At 42.1% G+C, this 24,421-nt stretch carries 26 protein-coding genes; 17 read left to right on the plus strand and 9 right to left on the minus strand.

Going from position 1 to position 24,421, the window contains the following annotated elements:
• The first annotated feature begins 63 nt into the window (after positions 1-63).
• Positions 64-726: a potassium channel family protein gene (locus F9802_RS04120; protein ID WP_152149895.1), complete on the plus strand. Its 663-nt coding sequence runs from the start codon at positions 64-66 to the stop codon at positions 724-726.
• A gap of 97 nt (positions 727-823) precedes the next feature.
• On the opposite strand, the gene rnjA is transcribed toward F9802_RS04120, so the two are convergent.
• A complete protein-coding gene (gene rnjA, locus F9802_RS04125; protein ID WP_152149896.1) occupies positions 824-2,491 on the minus strand; it encodes a ribonuclease J1 in 1,668 nt (555 codons plus the stop codon).
• Between the two features lie 3 nt (positions 2,492-2,494).
• Positions 2,495-2,704 (minus strand): DNA-dependent RNA polymerase subunit epsilon, encoded by a 210-nt coding sequence (locus tag F9802_RS04130; protein WP_152149897.1) that lies wholly within the window; start codon positions 2,702-2,704, stop codon positions 2,495-2,497.
• A 645-nt stretch (positions 2,705-3,349) separates the two neighbouring features.
• Between F9802_RS04130 and F9802_RS04135 the strand changes: the two genes are divergently transcribed.
• The gene (locus tag F9802_RS04135) at positions 3,350-4,120 is read left to right on the plus strand and encodes a Cof-type HAD-IIB family hydrolase (protein WP_152149898.1); all 771 of its coding nucleotides are present in this window, start codon (positions 3,350-3,352) and stop codon (positions 4,118-4,120) included.
• Between the two features lie 359 nt (positions 4,121-4,479).
• Here the strand turns inward: F9802_RS04135 and def are convergent, their stop codons facing one another.
• Complete coding sequence (gene def / locus F9802_RS04140) at positions 4,480-5,034, minus strand: peptide deformylase (protein ID WP_152149899.1); 555 nt, start codon at positions 5,032-5,034, stop codon at positions 4,480-4,482.
• Positions 5,035-5,214: 180 nt separating this feature from the next.
• Here def and F9802_RS04145 point away from each other — a divergent pair, with 180 nt between their 5' ends.
• The 6 genes from F9802_RS04145 (at position 5,215) to F9802_RS04170 (ending at position 11,987) form a co-directional block, all read left to right on the plus strand.
• Positions 5,215-5,850: a YkyA family protein gene (locus F9802_RS04145; protein ID WP_191991759.1), complete on the plus strand. Its 636-nt coding sequence runs from the start codon at positions 5,215-5,217 to the stop codon at positions 5,848-5,850.
• 426 nt (positions 5,851-6,276) lie between these two features.
• A complete protein-coding gene (gene pdhA, locus F9802_RS04150) occupies positions 6,277-7,389 on the plus strand; it encodes a pyruvate dehydrogenase (acetyl-transferring) E1 component subunit alpha (protein ID WP_152149901.1) in 1,113 nt (370 codons plus the stop codon).
• 3 nt (positions 7,390-7,392) lie between these two features.
• On the plus strand, positions 7,393-8,370 hold the full coding sequence (locus F9802_RS04155; protein ID WP_152149902.1) for an alpha-ketoacid dehydrogenase subunit beta: 978 nt from the start codon (positions 7,393-7,395) through the stop codon (positions 8,368-8,370).
• Positions 8,371-8,488: 118 nt separating this feature from the next.
• The gene (locus tag F9802_RS04160) at positions 8,489-9,883 is read left to right on the plus strand and encodes a dihydrolipoamide acetyltransferase family protein (RefSeq protein ID WP_152149903.1); all 1,395 of its coding nucleotides are present in this window, start codon (positions 8,489-8,491) and stop codon (positions 9,881-9,883) included.
• A gap of 4 nt (positions 9,884-9,887) precedes the next feature.
• Entirely contained in the window at positions 9,888-11,297 is a 1,410-nt protein-coding gene (gene lpdA, locus F9802_RS04165; protein ID WP_152149904.1) for a dihydrolipoyl dehydrogenase, read from the plus strand.
• Between the two features lie 573 nt (positions 11,298-11,870).
• Positions 11,871-11,987, plus strand: a complete 117-nt coding sequence (locus F9802_RS04170) for a GapA-binding peptide SR1P (protein WP_152149905.1) — start codon at positions 11,871-11,873, stop codon at positions 11,985-11,987.
• Positions 11,988-12,061: 74 nt separating this feature from the next.
• Here F9802_RS04170 and F9802_RS04175 read toward each other — a convergent pair whose 3' ends face one another.
• The gene (locus F9802_RS04175; protein WP_152149906.1) at positions 12,062-13,531 is read right to left on the minus strand and encodes an aminotransferase class I/II-fold pyridoxal phosphate-dependent enzyme; all 1,470 of its coding nucleotides are present in this window, start codon (positions 13,529-13,531) and stop codon (positions 12,062-12,064) included.
• 277 nt (positions 13,532-13,808) lie between these two features.
• Between F9802_RS04175 and F9802_RS04180 the strand changes: the two genes are divergently transcribed.
• Positions 13,809-14,081, plus strand: a complete 273-nt coding sequence (locus tag F9802_RS04180) for a UPF0223 family protein (RefSeq protein ID WP_152149907.1) — start codon at positions 13,809-13,811, stop codon at positions 14,079-14,081.
• A 75-nt stretch (positions 14,082-14,156) separates the two neighbouring features.
• Here F9802_RS04180 and F9802_RS04185 read toward each other — a convergent pair whose 3' ends face one another.
• On the minus strand, positions 14,157-14,777 hold the full coding sequence (locus tag F9802_RS04185) for a YktB family protein (protein WP_152149908.1): 621 nt from the start codon (positions 14,775-14,777) through the stop codon (positions 14,157-14,159).
• Between the two features lie 150 nt (positions 14,778-14,927).
• Between F9802_RS04185 and F9802_RS04190 the strand changes: the two genes are divergently transcribed.
• The gene (locus F9802_RS04190; RefSeq protein ID WP_152149909.1) at positions 14,928-15,119 is read left to right on the plus strand and encodes a hypothetical protein; all 192 of its coding nucleotides are present in this window, start codon (positions 14,928-14,930) and stop codon (positions 15,117-15,119) included.
• A gap of 173 nt (positions 15,120-15,292) precedes the next feature.
• Entirely contained in the window at positions 15,293-16,087 is a 795-nt protein-coding gene (locus F9802_RS04195) for an inositol monophosphatase family protein (protein WP_152149910.1), read from the plus strand.
• A gap of 99 nt (positions 16,088-16,186) precedes the next feature.
• On the opposite strand, the gene F9802_RS04200 is transcribed toward F9802_RS04195, so the two are convergent.
• Positions 16,187-16,372, minus strand: a complete 186-nt coding sequence (locus F9802_RS04200; protein WP_152149911.1) for a YlaF family protein — start codon at positions 16,370-16,372, stop codon at positions 16,187-16,189.
• A gap of 156 nt (positions 16,373-16,528) precedes the next feature.
• On the opposite strand from F9802_RS04200, the gene typA reads away from it, so the two are divergent.
• Together typA and F9802_RS04210 are read left to right on the plus strand one after the other, a co-directional pair.
• Positions 16,529-18,364, plus strand: coding sequence for a translational GTPase TypA (typA, locus tag F9802_RS04205; protein WP_152149912.1), 1,836 nt, complete (start codon positions 16,529-16,531; stop codon positions 18,362-18,364).
• A gap of 21 nt (positions 18,365-18,385) precedes the next feature.
• Positions 18,386-18,694, plus strand: coding sequence for a YlaH-like family protein (locus F9802_RS04210; RefSeq protein WP_152149913.1), 309 nt, complete (start codon positions 18,386-18,388; stop codon positions 18,692-18,694).
• 345 nt (positions 18,695-19,039) lie between these two features.
• On the opposite strand, the gene F9802_RS04215 is transcribed toward F9802_RS04210, so the two are convergent.
• Positions 19,040-19,240 (minus strand): YlaI family protein, encoded by a 201-nt coding sequence (locus F9802_RS04215; RefSeq protein WP_152149914.1) that lies wholly within the window; start codon positions 19,238-19,240, stop codon positions 19,040-19,042.
• A gap of 133 nt (positions 19,241-19,373) precedes the next feature.
• Here F9802_RS04215 and F9802_RS04220 point away from each other — a divergent pair, with 133 nt between their 5' ends.
• Positions 19,374-19,844 (plus strand): pyridoxamine 5'-phosphate oxidase family protein, encoded by a 471-nt coding sequence (locus F9802_RS04220; protein ID WP_318636097.1) that lies wholly within the window; start codon positions 19,374-19,376, stop codon positions 19,842-19,844.
• 174 nt (positions 19,845-20,018) lie between these two features.
• On the opposite strand, the gene F9802_RS04225 is transcribed toward F9802_RS04220, so the two are convergent.
• The gene (locus F9802_RS04225) at positions 20,019-20,624 is read right to left on the minus strand and encodes a YhcN/YlaJ family sporulation lipoprotein (RefSeq protein ID WP_152149916.1); all 606 of its coding nucleotides are present in this window, start codon (positions 20,622-20,624) and stop codon (positions 20,019-20,021) included.
• Positions 20,625-20,792: 168 nt separating this feature from the next.
• Between F9802_RS04225 and F9802_RS04230 the strand changes: the two genes are divergently transcribed.
• Positions 20,793-22,121 carry a PhoH family protein gene (locus F9802_RS04230; protein ID WP_152149917.1) on the plus strand — a complete coding sequence of 443 codons (1,329 nt, stop codon included), beginning with the start codon at positions 20,793-20,795 and terminating at the stop codon, positions 22,119-22,121.
• A gap of 70 nt (positions 22,122-22,191) precedes the next feature.
• Here F9802_RS04230 and F9802_RS04235 read toward each other — a convergent pair whose 3' ends face one another.
• Positions 22,192-22,692, minus strand: a complete 501-nt coding sequence (locus tag F9802_RS04235; RefSeq protein ID WP_152149918.1) for a molybdopterin-binding protein — start codon at positions 22,690-22,692, stop codon at positions 22,192-22,194.
• A 162-nt stretch (positions 22,693-22,854) separates the two neighbouring features.
• On the opposite strand from F9802_RS04235, the gene F9802_RS04240 reads away from it, so the two are divergent.
• Positions 22,855-23,136, plus strand: coding sequence for a YlaN family protein (locus F9802_RS04240; RefSeq protein WP_152149919.1), 282 nt, complete (start codon positions 22,855-22,857; stop codon positions 23,134-23,136).
• A 110-nt stretch (positions 23,137-23,246) separates the two neighbouring features.
• Positions 23,247-24,398, plus strand: coding sequence for an FtsW/RodA/SpoVE family cell cycle protein (locus F9802_RS04245; protein WP_152149920.1), 1,152 nt, complete (start codon positions 23,247-23,249; stop codon positions 24,396-24,398).
• The last annotated feature ends 23 nt before the right edge of the window (positions 24,399-24,421 follow it).

Raw genomic sequence — 24,421 nt, forward strand, 5'->3', positions numbered from 1 at the left:
TTGCTGTGTTCTATGATAAAATGAACGGGTAATTAACTTCGTTGAACTAGTGGAGGAATTCATGTGAAAAAAGAATTCGTGGTAATTGGCCTTGGCCGTTTTGGCGGCAGTATTTGTCGGGCGCTTTCTGAGCAGGGAATGGAAGTGATGGCGATCGATGTTGATGAAGACCGCGTCAATGAATTTGCTGCCATTGCTTCACACGCTGTTGTAGCGGATACAACGGATGAATCCGTCCTAAAGAGTCTCGGCATCCGCAACTTTGATCATGTGATTGTAGCCATCGGTGATGATATTCAATCTAGTATTTTAACGACGCTGATGCTGAAAGAAATTGGTGTGCAGCGTATTACAGCGAAAGCACAAAATGATTATCATGAAAAAGTGCTTAGAAAAATTGGTGCTGACCACGTTGTTCATCCGGAGCGGGATATGGGGCGGAGAATTGCGCATAATATGATTTCAAACAACGTGCTGGATTATCTTGAGCTGTCCGATGAACATTCTATTATGGAGATTGTGGCCAATGATTTATTGGCAGGGAATTCCCTGATGGATCTTGATATTCGGGCGAGGTATGGAATTAACATTGTAGCTATTAAAAGAGGGAAAGAAATCCTCGTTTCTCCACAAGCGGATGAAGAGATTTTAAAAGAAGATATTTTGATTGTTATTGGAGCGGACTCAGACATTAACCGCTTTGAACAAAAAGTGATGAACGCTTAAATAAATGGACGAAAAGGTGCAGGTTGTTACTGCATCTTTTTTTCTTTTTTAAAATAAAAACCTCCGCACACAGGCGGAGGAGAAATCATCTGTCGGCTTACACTTCCATAATAATCGGAAGGATCATTGGCCGACGTTTTGTTTTTTCGTATAGGAAAGGGGAGAGCGTGTCAATAATTTCATTTTTAATTTCTGACCATTGTGTCGTCTTTTTATTCAGCACGCGGTGAATGTGTTTGTTCAGCATGCTTTGCGCTTCATAAATGAGATCGCCTGATTCACGCATATACACAAATCCGCGCGAAATAATGTCAGGGCCTGCTTCCACTTTATATGTTTCCATATTAATGCTGACAACGACAATCACAAGGCCTTCTTCGGAAAGAATGCGGCGGTCGCGCAGCACAATATTTCCGATATCGCCGATGCCGCTGCCGTCGATGTAAACAGATCCGGAAGGGACTTTACCGGCAAGCTGAGCCGAATCTTTGCCGAGAGCAAGGACTTCTCCGTTGTCCATGATAAAGCAATGATCTGCCGGGACATCACAGTCAACAGCAAGTTGTGCGTGCATTTTCTGCATTCGGTATTCACCGTGGATCGGCATGAAATATTTAGGCTTGATTAAGCGCAGCATTAATTTCTGTTCTTCCTGGCTGCCGTGTCCAGATGTATGGATGTTGCTTAACGAACCGTGAATTACTTCCGCTCCTGCACGGAAAAGCGCATTAATAGTGCGGTTTACGCTGATCGTGTTGCCGGGAATCGGCGAAGAGGAAAATACGACCGTGTCACCTGGCTGAATTTGGATTTGACGATGGGTGCCATTAGCAATTCTTGAAAGAGCGGCCATTGGTTCACCTTGGCTGCCTGTACAAAGAATGGTCACTTTGTCAGCCGGCAGCCGATTTAACTGCTGTGTATCGACAAATGTATCTTTCGGACAGCGAATATAGCCAAGGTCTTGTCCGATGTTAATAGCCGCTTCCATGCTCCGTCCGAACACCGCTACTTTGCGGCCGTCTTCCACGGCAGCTTCCACGACTTGCTGAAGGCGGTGGATATTGGAGGCGAATGTAGCGAAAATAATGCGGCCTTCGACTTTTCTAAAAATGTCTTGAATGCTTTCACCGACACGGCGTTCAGACATCGTGAAGTTCGGCACTTCGCTGTTCGTACTGTCGGATAGGAGGCAAAGCACGCCTTCTTTTCCAATTTCAGCCATTTTAGTCAGGTTAGCTGGCTCTCCAACCGGTGTAAAATCAAATTTGAAGTCTCCAGTATGCACAATATTTCCTGGCGGTGTTTTAACAACAATGCCGTAAGAATCCGGAATGCTATGTGTTGTGCGGAAGAAAGCGACTGACGTTTTTCTAAATTTAATAACGTCGTCTTCATGAATTTCATGCATTCTAGTCTGGCGCAGCAGCCCATGCTCTTCTAATTTATTTTTAATTAAACCGAGAGCGAGTTTTCCGCCGTAAATAGGTACGTTTACTTGACGGAGCAAGTAAGGGATGCCGCCGATATGGTCTTCGTGTCCATGAGTAACAAACAGCCCTTTAATTTTGTCGGCATTTTTTTCTAAATAAGTATAGTCTGGAATCACATAATCAATGCCAAGCAATTCGTCTTCCGGGAATTTAATTCCGGCATCAATTAAAATGATTTCATCCTGAAACTGTACTGCATACGTGTTTTTTCCGATTTCACCCAAACCGCCTAGGGCAAAAACAGCTGTTTGATCGTTTTTAACGGCTTTCATAAATTACAGCTGCTCCAATCGGTAATTTGGTGATTGCTGCTCGTAAGCTAAATAAGAGTTTTCGATCGCTTGAACGTATTCAATATTATAGGGGCGGTTTTTTAACGCGTGGCGCACTTCCCGTTCGGAAGACGCTTCTGTATAAAGGACTTTCGTATTTTCGCGTATAGCTACTTCATCTCTTTTTTCTTGATAATACACTTTAAAAATCATTAGTTTCTCTCCTTGTCCGATTGATATATCAAAACTGCACACCTGGATAAATTCCAGAAAACAGTCCAGCTAACTTCGTTTGTTATGCTTTTTTTATTGTCCAGCTCCAGTGCCACTCCCCTGAGGTCACAAGCCAATCCTCCCGGCAAGGCCAAGAACACCTTTTCGTGAGGGTCGTCTTATACTTGTCGGGGGTGGACAAGGCGCTTGCGCTTTTCTTATTATATAGAATGTCTAGTTTTTTTTCATGTTTTTAACATTCCGGCTTTTGTAGAGTATAAATTAATATGAACATTTTTTGTATTTATACACAAAGACAGCCCTTCATAAAGGAAGGGCTACACCATTCTTTATTATGCGATTGATTTTCTTCTGAGCATGTCTCTCCACTGTTTGGCAAGCTTCTTTTTTAGCCTTCTTAACATAGTGGATCACTCCTTACACGTATTTTAACACAAGTTTGTCTGCATTTAAAGAAGAACGGGAATATACTGTCCCACACCTGCTATTTAGTATGGTTAAAGCCGCGCAGATTATTTTCTTTACTGCGTGGTAATAAACGCCAGAAAGACCCGGATTCGTTGACTTTTATAAGGAGTTAAGATAGGTTGAAGGGGGAAAACATGGAGAAAAGGAGCCGTTCACATGACGAAAATTGTTTTTTTTGATATAGATGGAACACTGCTGGATCACGATAAACAGCTGCCGGAAAAAACGAAGGAAGCGGTCCGGTTGTTAAGAGATAAAGGCGTCTACACAGCTATCGCTACAGGAAGGGCACCGTTTATGTATGAAGATTTGCGAAAAGAATTGGATATTCATTCTTTTGTCAGCTTTAACGGCCAATACGTCGTGTTCGAAGATGAAGTGATTTACTTAAACCCGCTGGCTGTTGACGCACTTGAAAGGCTCAATGAGTGTGCAAATAAACTTGAACACCCGCTTGTTTACATGAATGAAAAGGTGATGAGAGCGAATCATCCGAAGCATACATACATCGAGGAAAGTCTCGGCAGCCTAAAGTTTCCGCACCCGGAATCCGCGCCAGATTTTTACAAAGAGAGTGAATTATATCAAACGCTTATCTTTTGTGAGGAAAGCGATGAATCTTATTACAGAGAGCAATTTCCAGAATTTACATTTATCCGTTGGCATCCATACTCGCTTGATATTTTGCCTGCCGGCGGATCGAAAGCGGAAGGTATTAAAAAAATGATGGAGCGGCTAAAGTTTAAAATGGAAGATGTCTATGCGTTTGGCGATGGGTTAAATGATATTGAAATGCTGAAGCTTGCAGGTACAGGAGTGGCAATGGGCAATGCGCTTCCACCTGTAAAGAAAGCAGCCGATATGGTTACAACAGATGTAGCGGAAGACGGTATTTATCTTGCTCTTGAAAAGCTGAATTTAATTTAATGAAAGCAAGAACAAAAGCGCAAGCGCCTTGACCAGCCTCAGGCAAAAATGTTCTTTTACCAATGTCTAGCTGCGCCTCCTTGGGGCTCGAGGTCATATATCAGTCTGACTGCATGGCTGAAAAACGCCATGCAGTCAGACTGTCATATGCTTGTCGCTCCAGAGCAGTCGGCTCCGCTCTTCTATAAAGAAGTCCGCTCTTTGACTTCATTGAGGAAAGGTTATTTAACCTCAAGGGGCTAGGCGCTGGAGCTAGACGTAGCCTTTCGCCATTAGCAAAGCGATCCACAATGCGATTATTTTATAGTACGCTAATGATGAAAACAAGCCGGAAAATCATTCCGGCTTGTTTTCATCATTTAGCGTTCAATGGGAGAAGCGCCTTCGGGCACTTTGAATGGATTTTTTGAGTCGATATGATCATAGAACATGATGCCGTTTAAATGGTCGATTTCATGTTGAATCACAATAGCCGGAACCCCTTTTAACCGAAGCTTTATTTCATTGCCGTCAAGGCCTATCGCTTTTACTGTTACTCGTGCATACCTGTGTACATAGCCGGGAACGTCCCGATCCACTGATAAGCAGCCTTCTCCCGAAGTTAAATAAGCTTTTTCCACTGAATGACTCACGATTTTAGGGTTAATCAAAGCATGGCTAATAAGGGTTCCGTTTTCATCGTGCACCTGAATAGCAGCGATTCGTTTTGACAAACCGATTTGCGGAGCGGCGAGTCCCACACCCGGACGCAAGCCGAATTTTTCAGCAATTTCAGGATTTTGGCTGTTTTGGACGTACTCCAGCAGGCTCTCTGCTATATTTTTATCTTCTTCGCTTGGAGGAAGAGCCGCTTCAGCCGCTTTTTCCCTTAATACAGGGTGGCCTTCCCGAACAATATCTTTCATCGTAATCATACAAGTACCTTCTTTCTTTGCGTCAACTACTACCGATAGTTTATCAAAAAAAAGGAACATTGTTAACGAAAGCAGCGGATGTTTTAACAGAATAAAAAAAGGATATGTAAAAAAATAAGTAAGTCGCACATATACATAGAACCATTTATAGTACATGTACGTTTATTGGGGGATGGAGAAGTGAAAAAAAGGTATATTGTTTCTTTTGTTTCAGCGGCTGCTATTTTAACGGGCTGCGGCGGTACAACGGAAGAAAAAGCTTCCGCAATTTTTGAAAAAACGGCGGAAGCGGAAGAAAGTTTTGTCAAGCAGCAAAGTTCATTGGCAAAACTTGAAAAAACTGAGCAGGAAATTTATCAAGAGATGATGACTGCAAATAAAGAGGATAAAGAAAAATGGCGGAAGTTGGGAAAAGAAGCAGATGAAAATTTAAAAGAGCGTGCAGAAAAACTCTCGGCTGAGCAGGAAGCGATGAAGAAAGCGGCCGAAGAATTTTCTAAAATGCACGCTTTGAGCGAACAAATGGAAGATAAAAAAGCAAAAAAGCAGCTCAGCGACTTAATTAAGACGATGGAAGCCAGATATAAAGAACACCAAACGATCGATAAGTTGTATAAGGAACTTCTTCAATTAAACAAAGAGTTGTACGGCTTGCTGGAGAAGGAAGAGACGACGTTAGCCCAGGTAGAAGAGCAACTGGCAAAAATTAATGAAAGAAACGAAAAGCTGACAATGGCTGTTAAACGATTTAACGAGTTAACGAATACGTTTAACAAGCAAAAAGCTTTATTTGATAAAAGTATGAAAAAGGAATAATAAGAATGAAGAAAAACGGGACGAGTAAAATTCTCGTTTTTTTTCTTTTGCGAAGGGAAAGGATATACATGTAAAAAGAAAGAGAAAAATGATGAAAGAGAAACTACTCTATAACAGCTAAAGAAAAAAGCTTTTTTTATAGTACAGATCTTTTCGTGGGGTAATACAGTTTTTTTAATTTTCATTCAGGAAAATTGACAACTTCCCTTTGTTAAAGGTAATTTTGTTTGACTTTCAGCTGATCATTAGTATAGACTTATGTCTGTAAACAAGTTATTGTACTAGTGTATATTTCGTTTTGACTAGTACAGCACTAACTATAAATGAATCCAATTGGAAAGATTGTGCGTAAGTGAAAGGTTTAAGGATAACTTAAAAACTAACAAGTTTATGCGCAACCAAAAAAAGAAAGGGTAGGTGGCTTTCATGAGTGCTAAAAAGAAGGCACAATTTGATGCAAAGAAAACACTTGAAATGATTGAAGATCAATTTGAGATGTTTCAAATTTTGAATGAAGAGGGCGAAATTGTTAATCAGGATGCAATGCCTGAGTTGACAGATGAGCAGCTTGAGGAATTAATGACTCGCATGGTCTATACGAGAATTTTAGATCAGCGCTCGATTTCATTAAACCGCCAAGGACGTCTTGGTTTCTATGCACCGACAGCAGGCCAGGAAGCTTCTCAAATCGCTTCTCATTTCGCACTTGAAAAAGAAGACTGGATTTTACCGGGCTACCGTGACGTTCCGCAAATCATTTGGCACGGCCTTCCATTATATCAAGCGTTTTTATTTTCACGCGGGCATTACCATGGCAACCAGGTGCCTGAAGGCTTAAACGTACTTGCACCTCAAATTATTATTGGTGCACAATACATTCAAAATGCCGGCGTTGCTCTCGGATTGAAAAAACGCGGCAAAAAAGCAGTGGCCGTTACATATACAGGAGATGGCGGTTCTTCACAAGGGGACTTCTACGAAGGTATTAACTTTGCCGGTGCGTTTAATGCTCCTGCCATTTTCATTGTGCAAAACAACCAGTTTGCCATTTCCACACCACGCGAAAAGCAAACAGCGGCAAAAACGATTGCTCAAAAAGGAATCGCAGCAGGTATGCCGAGCGTGCTCGTCGACGGAATGGATCCATTGGCAGTTTATGCTGTTACACGCGAAGCCCGCGAGCGTGCCTTGAATGGGGAAGGACCGACTTTAATCGAAACAATGTGTTACCGCTATGGTCCACATACGATGGCGGGAGATGATCCGACACGTTACCGTACGAATGACATGGATACAGAGTGGGAAAAGAAAGATCCGCTCGTCCGTTTCCGCAAGTATTTGGAAGGTAAAGGCCTCTGGAACGAGGAAAAAGAAACAGCCGTGATTGAACGCGCAAAAGAAGAAATTAAAGACGCCATTAAAAAAGCAGATGAAACGCCTAAGCAAAAAGTGACGGATTTAATGTCTAATATGTATGAAGAAATGCCAGCAAACTTAAAAGAACAATTTGAAATTTATAAAGAGAAGGAGTCGAAGTAAGCCATGGCGCAAATGACAATGATCCAAGCTATTACGGACGCTCTGCGCACCGAACTAAAGAACGATGAAAATGTATTGGTCTTTGGGGAAGACGTTGGAGTGAATGGAGGGGTTTTCCGGGCAACGGAAGGTCTCCAAAAAGAATTCGGTGAAGACCGTGTATTTGACACACCGCTTGCTGAATCCGGAATTGGCGGACTTGCCGTGGGGCTTGCTCTTGAAGGGTTCCGTCCTGTTCCTGAAATTCAATTTTTTGGTTTCGTTTACGAAGTAATGGATTCTATCAGCGGTCAATTAGCCCGTCTCCGCTACCGTTCAGGAGGCGCATATTCCGCTCCGGTAACGATTCGTTCTCCATTTGGGGGAGGCGTGTTCACACCTGAACTTCATGCAGACAGCTTAGAAGGACTCGTTGCTCAGCAGCCTGGATTGAAAGTTGTTATTCCATCTACACCATATGATGCGAAAGGGTTGTTAATTTCAGCGATCCGTGACAATGATCCCGTTATATTCCTTGAGCATATGAAACTGTACCGCTCTTTCCGTCAGGAAGTGCCGGAAGAAGAATACACGATTCCTCTTGGAAAAGCAGAAGTGAAACGTGAAGGAACAGATATATCCATCATTACTTATGGTGCGATGGTTCATGAATCGATCAAAGCAGCAGAAGAATTGGAAAAACAAGGGCATTCGGCAGAAGTCATCGATCTTCGTACCGTTCAGCCATTGGATGTCGATGCAATTGTGGCATCTGTAGAAAAAACAGGGCGCGCGATTGTCGTCCAAGAAGCTCAGAAACAAGCGGGTATCGCAGCGAACGTCGTAGCGGAAATTAACGACCGCGCCATTTTAAGCCTGGAAGCGCCGGTATTGCGTGTGACGGCTCCTGATACAGTCTATCCATTCTCTCAAGCTGAACCTGTTTGGCTTCCAAACTTTAAAGACATCATTGAAACAGCGAAAAAAGTACTCGATTTTTAATAGCAGACAATCAATGGCAGAAAATGTTCAAACTCGCTTAAAGGCGGGTTTGAGCCATTTGTCGGTATGCTCGGCTGTCAGCTTTATATGATCAATTTAAATTAGGAGGATGAAGACTTTGGCATTTGAATTTAGATTACCAGATATTGGTGAAGGTATCCACGAAGGCGAAATCGTGAAATGGTTTGTGAAACCCGGCGACAAAATCGAAGAAGATGATGTCCTGTGTGAAGTGCAAAACGATAAAGCAGTAGTAGAAATTCCTTCTCCTGTTACAGGAACAGTGGAAGAAATTCTAGTAAGTGAAGGAACAGTAGCGATCGTTGGTGACGTCCTCGTCAGATTCGACGCACCGGGCTATGAAGATTTACAGTTTAAAGGTCATGATGACGGCGAAGAAAAAACAGAAGCGCAAGTTCAATCGACAGCGGAAGCGGGGCAGGACTTGAAAAAAGAAGAAGCCCCAATGCAGGAAAAAACAGGTGCAACTGGAGCAGGGGCACAGCCGGCAGCTGAAGAAGTGAAAGCAGAAGCAGCCAAGGAAGAAACGAAAGTTGATCCGAACCGCCGTATTGTAGCGATGCCGTCTGTCCGCAAATATGCGCGTGAAAAAGAGGTGGATATCCGCCAAGTGGCTGGTTCAGGCAAAAACGGCCGCGTGCTAAAAGAAGACATCGACAGCTTCCTTGCCGGTGATCAGAAAGCACCGGAAGCACCAGTGGCAGCTAAACAAGAAGAGTCATCTGCAGTGCAGCAAACGGGTACACAGGAAAGCGTACCAGCTGCGGCAGCGATTATTCCTGAAGGGGAGTTCCCAGAAACGCGCGAAAAAATGAGCGGTATCCGCAAAGCGATTGCCAAAGCGATGGTAAATTCGAAACATACAGCACCGCACGTTACATTAATGGATGAAGTAGAAGTAACTAAACTCTGGGCTCACCGTAAAAAATTCAAAGCAGTAGCTGAAGAAAAAGGCATTAAGTTAACTTTCCTTCCTTATGTGGTAAAAGCATTAACAAGCGCGCTGCGGGAATACCCGGCATTGAATACATCACTCGATGATGAAGCAGGCGAAATTGTTCATAAGCATTATTACAATATCGGAATTGCTGCCGATACGGATAAAGGTCTTCTCGTTCCAGTCGTAAAAAATGCCGACCGCAAGTCTATGTTTACGATTTCAAACGAAATTAATGAATTGGCAGGCAAAGCTCGTGACGGGAAGCTTGCTCCGGCTGAAATGAAAGGCGCTTCTTGTACGATTACGAATATTGGTTCTGCTGGCGGGCAATGGTTTACACCGGTTATTAATCACCCAGAAGTGGCTATTCTTGGAATTGGCCGAATTGCTGAAAAACCGGTAGTAAAAAATGGTGAAATTGTAGCTGCACCTGTGTTAGCATTATCATTGAGCTTTGATCATCGCATGATCGACGGCGCGACGGCTCAAAACGCGCTTAATCACATTAAGCGTTTGTTAAATGATCCAGAACTTTTATTAATGGAGGCGTAATGCAATGGTAGTAGGAGATTTCCCAATCGAAACTGATACGATCGTCATCGGTGCAGGCCCCGGTGGATATGTGGCAGCTATTCGGGCTGCTCAGCTTGGACAAAAAGTAACTATCGTGGAAAAAGGAGAACTTGGCGGTGTTTGTTTAAATGTCGGCTGTATCCCTTCTAAAGCGTTACTTACAGCTGCACACCGCTTTGAACAAGCTAAACATTCGGATGATATCGGAATTGTAGCAGAAAATGTTACAGTTAACTTTGAAAAGGTTCAAGAATGGAAAGCTAGTGTAGTCAAGAAACTCACTGGTGGAGTAGAAGGACTTTTAAAAGGAAACAAAGTAGAAATTGTTCGCGGAGAGGCTTATTTCGTGGATGCAAACACGATCCGTGTGATGGATGAAAACTCTGCTCAAACATATAAGTTTAAGGATGCAATTGTAGCTACTGGCTCACATCCTATCGAAATTCCTAACTTTAAATTCTCTGAGCGCGTAATTAACTCAACAGGTGCTTTGGCGTTGAAAGAAGTTCCAGGCAAAATGGTCGTTGTCGGCGGTGGTTATATCGGCGCTGAACTTTCCACTGCTTATGCCAACCTTGGAACGGAAGTGACTATTCTTGAAGGAGCGAACGAGATTTTAAATGGCTTTGAAAAACAAATGTCTGCTCTCGTTAAGCGCAACTTGAAGAAAAAAGGTGTGAAAATAGTTACGAAAGCCATGGCTAAATCAGCCGAAGAAACAGATAATGGCGTAACAGTGACTTATGAAGTAAATGGAAAAGAAGAAAAAGTGGAAGCGGACTATGTACTCGTTACGGTTGGCCGCAAGCCAAACACGGAAGAACTTGGTCTTGAGCAAGCAGGCGTCAAACTAACAGACCGTGGTTTAATTGAAATCGACAAACAATGCCGTACAAGCGTATCGAATATTTATGCGATTGGTGACATTGTACAAGGACCTCCATTAGCACACAAAGCTTCTTACGAAGGTAAAGTAGCCGCTGAAGTCATTGCAGGAGAGCGTTCTGAAATCGACTATATGGCGATTCCAGCTGTATGCTTTACGGAGCCGGAATTGGCGACTGTCGGTTATACAGAAGCAGAGGCAAAAGAAGAAGGAATCGAAGTCACTGCGGCTAAATTCCCATTCGCAGCCAACGGCCGTGCGTTAGCGCTTAATAGCACAGATGGATTTGTTAAGCTCGTTACACGCAAAGAAGACGGATTAATTATCGGTGCCCAAATTGCGGGGTCCGGGGCTTCTGATATGATCGCTGAACTTGGTCTTGCCATTGAAGCAGGAATGACGGCGGAAGATATCGCTATGACAATCCATGCGCATCCAACATTAGGTGAAATTTCCATGGAAGCAGCAGAAGTCGTTCTTGGCACACCAATCCATATTGTAAAATAAGCTGAACTAGAACTGTCCTTTGGGCAGTTCTTTTTTTTACCTATTTAGTTAAAAATCCTTTGTTTCAGCCATAGGATATAACAGGTATTAAAAAGAAATGAGCTGAGAATCTGTGAGGTATTATCTCGTATTTATCTTTCATTTGATGATTTGGAGTTTTTATACATTAGCCGGATGGTTGTCAAAAGGAGATTCGAAAACTTTTCATGGGCTTTTGTTTGCCGTCTTTTTCTATTTATGCATGTCAGCTGCTCAAAAAATGCTGCAATCACAGAATAAAGGTTTACTCATCACTATTTCTTCGCTGCTCTTCTATTGGACAGGTAAGCTGGCTGTACACCAGCTGTTTCATTTCCTTTTCTCCTCTGCATGAATTTGTTACAAGTGAAAAGATATGAGTCAGTCGATCTAAAAAACGATTCAAACTCTATTGGAAGGGGCGAAAAGTGCCTCTTTTTTGTTTGAAAAAGACAATGTGACATACAATTTACCATTGAAATTTTCAATGTGTTATATTATTATAAATTTAACGAACATAAACCGCTTACAATCTAATAAAAGGGGATGTTAATTATGGGAACAATCGTTTGTCAATCTTGCATGAATACGATCGAACATTTTGAAGATGAAAAAGTATCTGTTTTGTATTCACACTGCGGCTGCGACGAAGAAACAGAATTAGACGATTAATCCATTCATATGCCGTTTGAATAAGGAATAAATAAAACCCGGAAGCAGCCGCTTCCGGGTTTTATATTGGATAACTATACGATGGCTTTTCGCTCTTGAATCACTCGCAGTGTGTTCAGTTCAAAGTCTTCCGGACCCTGAACAGGCAAGCCTGCATCTCTATTTTTAAGAATGTATGTGAGGTTTTCTTCTGTAATGATTTCTCCCGGGATAAAAATCGGGATACCCGGCGGATACACCATAATGAATTCAGCGCTAATCCGGCCGGCTGATTCTTCAAATGGCACAACTTCTGTTTCAGCGTAAAAAGCATCCCGCGGTGACAACGCCAAAAGAGGTATGTTAGGAAGAAGCACTTCTGCATGAACTTTCTCTTCTGTTCCTTCAAATACATCAGCCATATGTGAAAGAGCGCGTATTAAAAGGCTCGCTTCATTCTCTTTATCTCCCGGTGTTATAATGCAAAGGAGGTTGTATAAATCAGATAATTCCACTTCAATGTTATAATTTTCTCTCAACCACTTTTCTGCTTCATGGCCAGTAATGCCTAGTTCTTTCACGGAAATAATTAGTTTTGTCGGATCAAAATCATACGTGGCTTTCGAGCCGAGTATTTCTTCTCCTACACAATATAGATGGTTAATTTCGTTAATTTGTTTACGCATGGAGCGCGCCAGGCGAATCGTTTCGTCTATTAATTGTTTACCTTCTGTAGCGAGCCGTTTCCGGGCGGCATCGAGAGAAGCGAGCAATATATAGGAAGTGGACGTTGTCGTCAGCATGCTTAAAATCGTTTGCACGCGCTTCGTTGAAATAAGCCCTTCTTTCACATTTAAAATAGAGCTTTGTGTTAAAGAGCCTCCCAGCTTATGAACGCTCGTTGCTGCCATATCAGCCCCTGCTTGCATGGCGGACATCGGCAAGTCTTCATGGAAGTGAATGTGCACGCCGTGTGCTTCATCGACGAGAACGGGCACATCAAACGAATGAGCGATTGTAACAATTTGTTTTAAATCGCCAGAAATACCGAAGTATGTTGGGTTAATGACAAGCAGCCCTTTAGCATCCGGGTGCTCATTTAAAGCCCGTTCTACAGCATCCGTCGTAATGCCATGGGAGATACCGAGCTCGGCATCAACTTCCGGGTGAATAAAGATGGGAACAGCTCCGGAAAAGACAATGGCGGTCATGACGGATTTATGAACATTGCGGGGTACAATAATTTTCTCTCCTGGTCCGCAAACCGCCATCACCATTGTCATAATGGCTCCGCTCGTTCCTTGGACAGAAAAAAACGTGTGATCCGCACCGAACGCTTCGGCAGCCAAGTCCTGGGCCTGTTGGATAATGCCTTGGGGGTGATGAAGGTCATCAAGCGGCGCGATATTAATTAAATCGATGGAGAGAGCATTCTCTCCGATAAATTGGCGGAATTCGGGATCCATCCCGCTGCCTTTTTTATGGCCGGGAATGTGAAATTGCACTGGGTTCTTTTCTGCGTGGGCCTTTAAGCCGGTAAATAGGGGAGTATCGAATTGTGACAATGTATTTTTCACCTCATTAATAATAACGTATCTCTGTTGTTGTATGCTGGCCTTTCATTGAAAACAAAAGAATTATAGCACTTTCATAAAGGTTTGCCTAGTAAGCTGAGAAATATGTAAATGAAGAAAAGTCTGAAACCTATAAAAAAACTTTGATTGCAGGCAATGAAAATGATAAAGTGGTGATCAAGCGGCCGATCGGCGCACTTGCAAGAGCCATTGCCAGTGGAGCGCCTCCAAAGAATGTGAAAAGAATGTGAAAAGAAGGTGTAATGTAATGGAATATTCTTATCCTTTTTCGACGGGCTGGTCAACGGAAGAAGTAATTGATGTTGTTAAGTTTTTTGAAGCGATAGAAATGGCTTACGAGAAAGGGATTCAAAAAGAAGAATTAATGAATGCTTACCGCAGATTTAAAGAAATTGTTCCGAGCAAATCGGAAGAAAAACAGCTTTGTAATGAATTCGAAGAAGCGAGCAAGTATTCTTCTTATCATGCTATTCAAAAAATGAAAGCTGCTTCTCCCGGTGAAAAAATAAAAATGAAATAAGGATAACGGATACTATCACCCCATTCTAAAAAAGACAAACCCTCCTAAAAGTACATTTTAGGAGGGTTAATTTGTTTAAGATAATTTATATACGGGTATTAATTTTACAAACACATCATAGATTAATTCAACTAATTCCGAACCACTCAGCCGGACAGCTTCTTCTCTCGGCAAGTGGAAACCACAAAGAATTTCCGATTTTTTAATAGATTGGAGGCGCTGGAACAAATGGAGTAATTGATCATCAGATAAATCTTTCATTTTGTATGCCCCCGGTTTTGTGTGATCATCGGACCAGACAAATTCACCGGGAATGTGCTTTCGTAAATATGGTACGTTTTCCTCAAGAAGAGACCCGACAGCCGTTTTATTAGGCGCTTCATATATAACAGCATACCAAATAAATAAGTGCGATTCCCACAAACCAATTTGAAAGTGTGGATGCTGTTTGTACCCGCGTTTATTGTTGGCAAATGCAACCCATGTATCGTTAGGAGGGTTTACCGTTCGGCGGGCATGTTTAGCCACATGGAAAGACATCTCATCGCTTGTGAGAAGGCTTAGTTCCTCGGCGAAATGAGTGCCCAATAATTCTAATTTAGGCCGAATCGACGCTTTTAAAGCTTTCATTCTTTCATCCAAGCCGTCGATGTGGAAAACGTCAAAATCAGTTTGGTCAAAACCAGTAAAGTTCATAAAATATCCTCCCAATTTTTATTGGAAATATTTTATCATAAAAAATTGAGAAAATAGAAATACTACGTAATAGAAACAAACAATAGCAGCACCTTATAGTTTCCCGCAGTTAAAATCTAAATGTTAGAAAAACAAAAGGAGTGCTTACGAATGAAACAAGTAATGAATGGAATGAAGACACACACACAATCGAAAGAGAAATTAGCCGTCATCCGCTTAGAACTAGATTATGAGCTGGCGGTCTTATTTGAAGCAATGCAGACAGAAAATACTGTTCAAATTGGAAAGTCGAAAGAAAAACTAAACGTTCTGCGCGAACAAATGTTGAAAATGGAAGCATAATTAGCAGAGGTGGTCATAAGGGAGACGAAAGATGATAACAAGTGAATAAAAAACGGGCTCGCTATATGAAGCATGCGGGGCCGTTTTTATTTTGCAAAAAGAGAAATGTATACTATAATTTCATGTAAGCGAAAGCGGTACGGTACATAATTTTCCGCGGTGGAGGAATGGTTATGGTGAATTGGACGGAAATGGATCAGCAAGTAAAGGCGTGGATTATGGAGGCGGGTGCTTTTATCCGAGAATCTTTTCAGCATTCTTTAAGCATTCAAACAAAATCAAACCCCAATGATTTAGTGACGAACATCGATGAAGAAACGGAACGGTTTTTTATCTCGAACATACGAAAAACTTATCCGAGCCACTTTATTTTAGGGGAAGAGGGACAGGGAGACGAATTATCTTCGCTGGATGGAATCGTTTGGATCATCGACCCGATAGACGGAACGATGAATTTCATTCATCAGCAGCGCCATTTTGCCATCTCAATCGGTATTTACGAAGATGGCGTTGGTCGTTTAGGGTATATTTACGATGTCACGCACGATGAATTATATTATGCGAAACGCGGAAGCGGAGCTTTTATGAACGATGTGCAGTTGCCTGCCTTGTCGGAAGTGACGCTCGAGAAATCACTGATTGCCGTTAATGCAACCTGGCTTGTGAAAAATGCTTATTTTGATGAAAAGAGATTAGTAAGTTTGGCCACGACAGTGAGGGGTGTTCGTTCTTATGGATCGGCTGCTTTAGAACTTGCTTATGTCGCTTCGGGCAGGCTCGACAGCTACTTAACGATGAGGTTGTCACCATGGGATTTTGCTGCAGGAAAAATTTTGGTGGAAGAAGTCGGCGGCAACGTAACAGCCTTGTCAGGAAAAGAACTGGACATGATGAAGACAACGAGTGTCTTTGCCGGAGCTCCCGGACTTCATAAACGAATATTAACTGATTTTCTATTAGAAAAATAGAAAGCAAAAAGGGTGCAGGTACGGTCTGCATCCTTTTTGCTCCGAAGAAATTTTGGACGCGGATAATAGCTGTTACAGCATCTGGCTCATAAGCCTTATTTATAATCTCCCTGCCCGGCGCATCTTCGCTTTTGTAGAAAAGCCAAATCCCATAACGGCGATGAGAGCGACGATGCATAAAATGAGGCCGAGTATACTTTCTTCTCCTATAGCAATTCCCATGCCGATCATGCATGATGCAGCGGCAATGGCGAATAATAAAAATATCCATTTTATTTCTTTCACGGCTTGTGCCTCCTTTTTCTTTATTGTACAAGATTTTTAGGTGCAGAGAAACCTTTAATAACAATTAGGAATTCAACATGACCTGTGATATAATAATTCAGTTACAGAAGTGATCTTTATGAAACGAAGGCTTTTTATTAGTCAGGAGGAACTAATTTGAATACAAGAAACGATTTGAAAAATATTGCCATTATTGCCCACGTTGACCACGGAAAAACAACTCTCGTTGACCAGCTCCTAAAACAATCAGGCAGCTTTAGAAGCAACGAGCATGTAGAAGAGCGGGCAATGGATTCAGGTGATATCGAAAGAGAACGCGGAATTACGATTTTAGCGAAAAATACAGCGATACAATATAGAGATACAAAAATTAATATTTTAGACACTCCTGGACATGCGGACTTTGGCGGAGAAGTAGAACGGATCATGAAGATGGTTGATGGTGTCTTGTTAGTCGTTGACGCTTATGAAGGCTGTATGCCACAAACACGCTTCGTTTTGAAAAAGGCGCTTGAACAAAACTTGCGGCCGATCGTTGTCGTTAACAAAATTGACCGTGATTTTGCTCGTCCGGAAGAAGTAGTGGATGAAGTACTGGAACTATTTATCGAACTCGATGCGAACGATGAACAGCTTGAGTTCCCCGTGATTTATGCTTCTGGTATTAATGGAACGTCCAGCACGACTCCTGATAAACAAGATGAAAATATGGAATCTTTGTTTGATGCGATCATCGAACATATTCCTTCACCAATAGACAACAGTGATGAGCCTCTTCAATTCCAGGTGTCATTGCTTGATTACAATGATTATGTCGGCCGGATCGGCATCGGTCGTGTTTTCCGCGGCAAGATTAAAGTAGGCCAGCAAGTGGCGTTAATGAAAACAGATGAAACGGTCAAGTCCTTCCGCGTGACGAAACTTTTTGGTTTTATGGGACTTAAGCGGATTGAAATTGAAGAAGCGAGTGCGGGAGATTTAATTGCCGTTTCTGGTATGGAAGATATTAACGTAGGGGAAACAGTGTGCCCAATTGATCATCAGGAAGCTCTGCCCGTTCTTCATATAGATGAACCGACACTGCAAATGACTTTCCTAGTGAATAACAGCCCGTTTGCCGGACGTGAAGGCAAATTTGTTACATCAAGAAAAATTCAAGAAAGACTTGAAGCACAGCTGGAAACAGACGTCAGCCTTCGTGTGGAAAACACTGATTCACCGGATGCCTGGATTGTTTCTGGACGTGGTGAATTACATTTGTCTATTCTATTGGAAAACATGCGCCGTGAAGGCTTTGAAATTCAAGTGTCCAAGCCGCAAGTAATCGTAAAAGAAATCGACGGTGTACGCTGTGAGCCGGTCGAACGTGTTCAAATTGATGTGCCGGAAGAATACACAGGTTCAATCATTGAATCATTAGGCTCGCGCAAAGGCGAAATGCTTGATATGATTAACAATGGAAGCGGACAAGTTCGTTTAATCTTTATGGTGCCTGCCCGCGGTTTAATTGGGTATACAACTGAATTCTTGACGATGACACGTGGATACGGCATTATTAATCATACGTTTGACAGCTATCAGCCGATGCAACAAGGGCGCGTAGGCGGCCGTCGTCAAGGTGTGCTTGTTTCAATCGAAGCCGGTAAAGCTTCTCAATACGGGATCATGCAAGTAGAAGACCGCGGAACAATCTTTGTGGAACCAGGTACGGAAATTTATGGCGGAATGATTGTTGGGGAACATACGCGTGAAAATGACCTGACTGTAAACATTACAAAAGTGAAACAGGCGACCAATGTACGCTCTGCCAATAAAGATCAAACAACAACAATGAAAAAACCGCGCATTATGTCTTTGGAAGAAGCGCTTGAGTATTTAAATGATGATGAATACTGCGAATTAACGCCAGAGTCCATTCGTCTGCGTAAAAAAATTCTCGATAAAAATGAACGGGAGCGGGCGGCGAAAAAGAAAAAATACGAAGAAATTTAACTTGTAAGGGAGAGATAGGGAGTGGAAGGGTTAGAACACGTAAGCCCACTGCTGGGAGCCTTAATTAACGGAGTAGGGGTTACCTGGGCAGTCAGAATTTATTGGTTTGCCCTCATACTGCTTTGTGTTCTTGTCTATAACCTCGGCTTTGCTAAAAAATTATCTGTAGCTAAAAACATTATTGTGTATGTATCTTTAATTATTGGATCACTGCTTTTGTTGATCCTTTCTTACCAGCTGCCGGTAGTAGAAAGTTTGTTCGTCACAGCACTTGTGCTCGGCGTGTATAAATTTAGACTGAAAATGCATAAAGAAGAAAATCAAACCTAAAAGGACCGCCAACGGCGGTCCTTTTAGGTTTGATTTTCTGTTTAGGAAACTATAAAACAATCGTAAATTGGATTAAATTGACAACGAGGCAGGTCTACGTCCAGCTCCAACGCCTAGCCCCTCGAGGTCAAATAACCTTTTCTCAATGAAGTCAAAAAACGGACTTCTTTATAGAAAAGCGGAGCCGACTGCTCTGGGGCGACAAGCATATGACAGGCTGACGAAATGGCGTTTTTTAGCCATGCAGTCAGACTGGCATATGACCTCGAGCTCCAAGGAGGCGCAGCTAGACATCGAGGAAAGAACATTTTTGCCTAAGGCTGATCAAGGCGCTTGCGCATTTGTTCATAAAGTTTCTTGCTCTTTGCCTGAACGATAAATGTGAAATTTACCTGTGGCAATTCGCTCTTTCGTTTTCTCAGCAATTCGTTCATTACAGTTTGCGCACATATACGTATGAATGGGACGATTTCTTAAACGTTTGGCGATCAGCAGCTGATCATCAATTTTTTCAATTCTTTCGCATAAGATACATTTAACTCTCATTTCAGCTACCTCCAGCTTTTTGTACAAGTATATCACGAGACAAGGGAAAACGTCTTTACGAATGCTGGAAAGAGAGTGTAAACATTCGGCATAGACCGTTCGATCATGTATAATAAAAGGGGAGAGGGAGGGGATGAATTTGGCTAACAGAGTGGAAACGTATTTAATACCGGTATTGTTTGAAGCGCTGCAAGAAGATCGCCTTGTTACTGTTGCAACGGTTGATGGCAAATCAGGTGGGCCTGCTATTCATACTATTTCCTGGATTCGTGCGTTCGATGAAAACACCTTGCGTATGGCAGTGGACAGCCGTTCGCGGATAGTGGAAAATTTGAAACACAATTCTGCTGTTGCCATTCACTTATTGGCAAATGAGTCCGCTTATACGGTATTCGGAACAGGGACAATCCTCACTGAAAAAGCTGCCGGTGTACCCGTCAAAACGGCTATAGTAGAAATTCATGTGTCTGAAATTAGGGATGTCATGTTTTATGGATCAAAAATTGTGTCCGAGCCGAAGCATGAAAAAACATACGATGAATATGCAGCAAAGAAGTTGGATGAACAAGTGCTGGAAGCATTAAAAAGAGGAGCTGATACTTAAGATTCAGCTCCTTTTATTACGAAAAGAGGAAGCGCCTGTTCAGCCGCGGCAAGCATAAGATGAATAGCAAGGAGGCAGTTCTTCAGCCGCCACAGCTATTTGGCTGACCTCGGGCGGCTGGGTGCTAGAGCTAGACAACTATAGGAAATATTTTATTCTTCGCGCTTCTAAAAGTTATTTATGATGATTCGACTGTTCTTCCTGCTGTCTTTGCAACTGTTGATCTTCGGTTGGCGATAATTGTTTTTTTGGCTTCTCTGTCGGTTTGTCTGTTTCATGCTCCGTTAAGTCTCCAGGAACTTCAGGCATGGCGCGTCCGGCAATATCAGCCAGCTCATTGGCCAGCCCTTGCAGTGGTCGTCCATTTTCAATGTCCTGTCCAATTTCTTTTAAGCGGGCATATAAATCAGGATCGGCAATGACAACTGCGTCTGCACCGTATGGCTGGTTTTTTAATCCTTCTGCTACCGTATATTTAATCGAGCCAACTTCTGAACGATCCAGATTATCATTGACATCGATTCCAACAAAAGCATACCGGCCCCAAGCTACTGCAGTCGCGTCATTTACTCCCGGCATTTCGCGGGCTGTACCAGCCAGCCGTCGGGAAGCTTCGCGTATGGAAATTCGTTTTGTTTCATTTGGTTCGCTGTTATTCACCCGGACTTTTTTATAAGGCGTTTGATCGACTGTATGTTCTTCCGTGTTGAACCCCATTTCTTCTTTTTGTGCACAGCCAAAAAGAAGAGCGATCAAGAGAAAGGGGAGAAAAATTTTCATTTTAGTCACCTCTTTAATTTATAAGTAAGACGGCTGTTTATATTTTGCGAACTTCTTCTATTCTTATTCATACACACATATATTTTTAGCAGCCTTTGCCTAAGCGCTGAACGCAGCATAGCTTACTTTCATATAATAAAAAAGATGAACGAAGCAGGAGGCGTATCGTTGAGTAAAATTTATGTGCTAGATACTAATGTCTTGTTACAGGATCCATACGCTGTTTTTTCCTTTGAAGAAAACGAAGTCGTGATACCGGCAGTTGTACTCGAAGAATTGGATTCAAAAAAACGATATATGGATGAAATTGGCAGAAATGCTAGACTTGTATCGAAATTAATTGATAAAATGCGAGAAACAGGGAAGTTGCATGAAAGCATTAAACTGGAAAACGGGGGAAGCCTGCGAATTGAATTAAACCATCGATCTTTTCAAAAACTGCAAGATATATTCGTTGAGAAAACAAATGACAATCGGATTTTAGCGGTCGCAAAAAACTTATCCCTCGAAGAAGAAGCAAAAGCAGACGGCCGCGCGGTTATTTTAGTGAGTAAAGATACGCTCGTTCGGGTAAAAGCAGATGCACTCGGCTTGCAGGCAGAAGATTTTTTAAGTGACCGCGTCATAGAAATGAGCGATATTTACAAAGGATTTTTGGAAATGTACGTTTCAAAAGAAACGCTTGATTTGTTTTATCAAAAAGGGGAATTGCCGCTTTCTGAAATTGCTCACCACCCTTTTTATCCAAATCAATTTCTCTTATTAAAAGACGCCCTTGGAAGCTCCGCCTCCGCTGTCGGTATCGTGGATGCACGGGCAAAAGTGCTGAAAAAACTATTGCATGATGAAGATGTCGTTTGGGGAATTAAACCGCGAAACGTTCAGCAAATGATGGCCATCGAACTGTTGATGAGACCGGATATTCCACTTGTGACAATGGCGGGTAAGGCAGGAACGGGAAAAACGTTGCTTGCCCTGGCAGCAGGTCTTTTGCAGACAGAAGACTTACAGCTGTTTAAAAAATTGCTTGTGGCGCGTCCGATTGTTCCAGTCGGCAAGGACATTGGCTATTTGCCAGGTGAAAAACAGGAAAAATTACGGCCGTGGATTCAGCCTATTTATGATAACCTAGAGTATTTATTTAATACGAAAAAACCAGGAGAAATCGACCAAATTTTAGCGGGACTCCATTCCGTGGAAGTAGAAGCCCTCACTTATATAAGGGGAAGAAGCATACCTGAGCAGTATATCATCATTGATGAAGCGCAAAATTTAACGAAGCATGAAGTGAAAACCATTTTAACGAGAGTCGGAGAAAAGAGCAAAATTGTGCTAATGGGCGATACGGCTCAAATTGACCATCCGTATTTGGATGAATACAATAACGGCTTAACTTATGTGATTGAAAAGTTTAAAGATCAAGCAGTGTCAGGTCATATAAAATTAATGAAAGGGGAACGATCGGGACTCGCGCAGCTAGCCGCTGATATTTTATAATTCCTTTTAAACAAAAAAGGAGCAGATCAATTGCTCCTTTTTGCTGCATGTGCGCTCGGCCAAAATGCGCTTATTCAATTCGAAATGCTTTTACTCGCTGGATTGGTTCGTTTCGGTTTGATCCGTCTTTAAAAAGAACGTGCACCGGCCCGTCTTCACGGAGCGGCTTACCTTCCTTGGAAAAAGCGAGAATGATTTCGTGCGCCCGCTCCACTGGCAGCTTTACTTCTTCGCCGGCTGTTTCAATAACGACGAATTGGGCAGCCGGATCGGGCTCGGCATTTTTCAAAAACGGTTCAAAAGGAATGCCGAATGTGCCGGTCAACACTTTTTCTTTTTCAAATTTTTTTTCTGACTTAATCGTCGGCGGAAACACAGCTCCTTCACGGATTTCTTTATCCCAGAACTTGGAGATGTTTTTTGTGTATTCTTCTTCTGCGGACAAGCCACTGCTTTCTTTCGTATCAAAGTATGTATTTAAGTCAATCCGCCGGTCATCAAAAATCCAGACACCCGGATCAAGTGTAACTGGAAATTTTACATTTCCTTTAATTGGCATAATATTTTCCATCGGGTTCTCTCCCTTGTGTAAATTGAAGATTCATGTAAAGTATAACGCTAGAATTCCCTCTTGTCAGGAGACAAATACGAAATTCCTTGCAAATTAGTCATATTAACGATAAAATTTTATAAGATAAAGTCAATTTATTGTGCTGAACAGGGGGAGTTAGATATGGCATCTGAATTAAAAGTCAATCACAGGGAAAAAGCCTACTCTCTATTAGAAGCAGACGCAGAAAAAATTTTGCGCCTTATAAAGGTTCAAATGGACAACTTAACGATGCCCCAGTGTCCTCTTTATGAAGAGGTGCTGGATACTCAGATGTTTGGCTTATCCCGTGAAATAGATTTTGCAATTCGTTTAGGACTGGTCGATGAAAGAGATGGAAAAGAACTGATTGATTCGCTTGAACGGGAACTTTCAGCTCTCCATGAAGCATCCACTCAAAAATAAACGGCAAAAAACTCAAACACCTTATATTGATGTTTGAGTTTTTTTTACATAAAAGGGCTACCTTTAAAAAGCCAAACATGCAATAAGAAGTGAGAGATAGGAAGATTATTATGTGGAAAAAAGTGATAAAGTCTTACGATTATTCACTCATAGCAGCCTTTTTTCTTCTCTGCCTGTTTGGGCTGATGATGATTTACAGTGCCAGCTCTGTGACGGCAGTACAGCGCTATGAAGTGGCAAGTGATTATTTTTATAATAAGCAAAAAATCCATGTAATCATTGCATCGCTGTTTTTTATAGGGGCAGCAATCTTTCCTTATAAAGCTTATAAGAACAGCAAGTTTCTGTTGATTATTGTTGCAGGGATTGCCGGATTGCTTGGTATGCTGATGTTTTTCGGCACAATTTCGAACAATGCAAGAAGCTGGATCCGTCTCGGGGGAGCTTCTTTACAGCCATCGGAATTCGCCAAGCTCGTCATTATCATCTACATGTCAGCTATTTACGCAAAAAAGCAAAAATATATTAATTCGTTTAACAAAGGGGTTACCCCGCCGGTTATTTTATTAGTTCTATTATGCATGTTAATTGCTGCTGAGCCGGATTTCGGTACAGCGTTTATTATCTTTCTAATAGGGTGCACGATTATTGTTTCTTCCGGCATGAAATTTAAAAGCATGTGGAAGCTTGTCGTGCTTGGCATGATGATCGCATTGATTCTATCACCGCTTATTCTTTTCAAGAAAGATCAGATTTTCACAGAAGAAAAGCTCAGCCGTATTACTGGATACCTCGACCCTTTTGAACATGAAAAAGGGGACGGCTATCATTTAGTCAATTCTTATCTGGCCATTGGTTCAGGGGGAGTAACAGGAACGGGGCTCGGTCAAAGCGTTCAAAAGCTAGGGTATTTACCTGAGCCCCATACAGATTTCATTATGGCTGTCATTGCGGAAGAACTGGGCGTATTAGGAGTAGTCATTGTCATTGGAGGATTAAGCTTTATCGTCTTAAAAGGAGTTTATACTTCAATTAAATGCAGCGATCCGTTCGGAGCGATGCTTTCGGTCGGCATTTCAAGTATGATTGCCATTCAGTCAAGCATAAACCTTGGCGGAGTGGTCGGTTTGCTTCCGATTACTGGCGTTACCCTCCCGTTTATCAGCTATGGGGGAACTTCACTCATTTTATTGGCTATTTCACTTGGCATTCTTGTGAACATTTCGATGTTTGTCAAGTATGAAAAATTGTATAAAAAGTAGCAGCCAACTCAATTAGTAATAAG

This window comes from Bacillus aerolatus, assembly GCF_009183655.1.
GTDB classification, from domain to species: domain Bacteria; phylum Bacillota; class Bacilli; order Bacillales; family Domibacillaceae; genus Pseudobacillus; species Pseudobacillus aerolatus.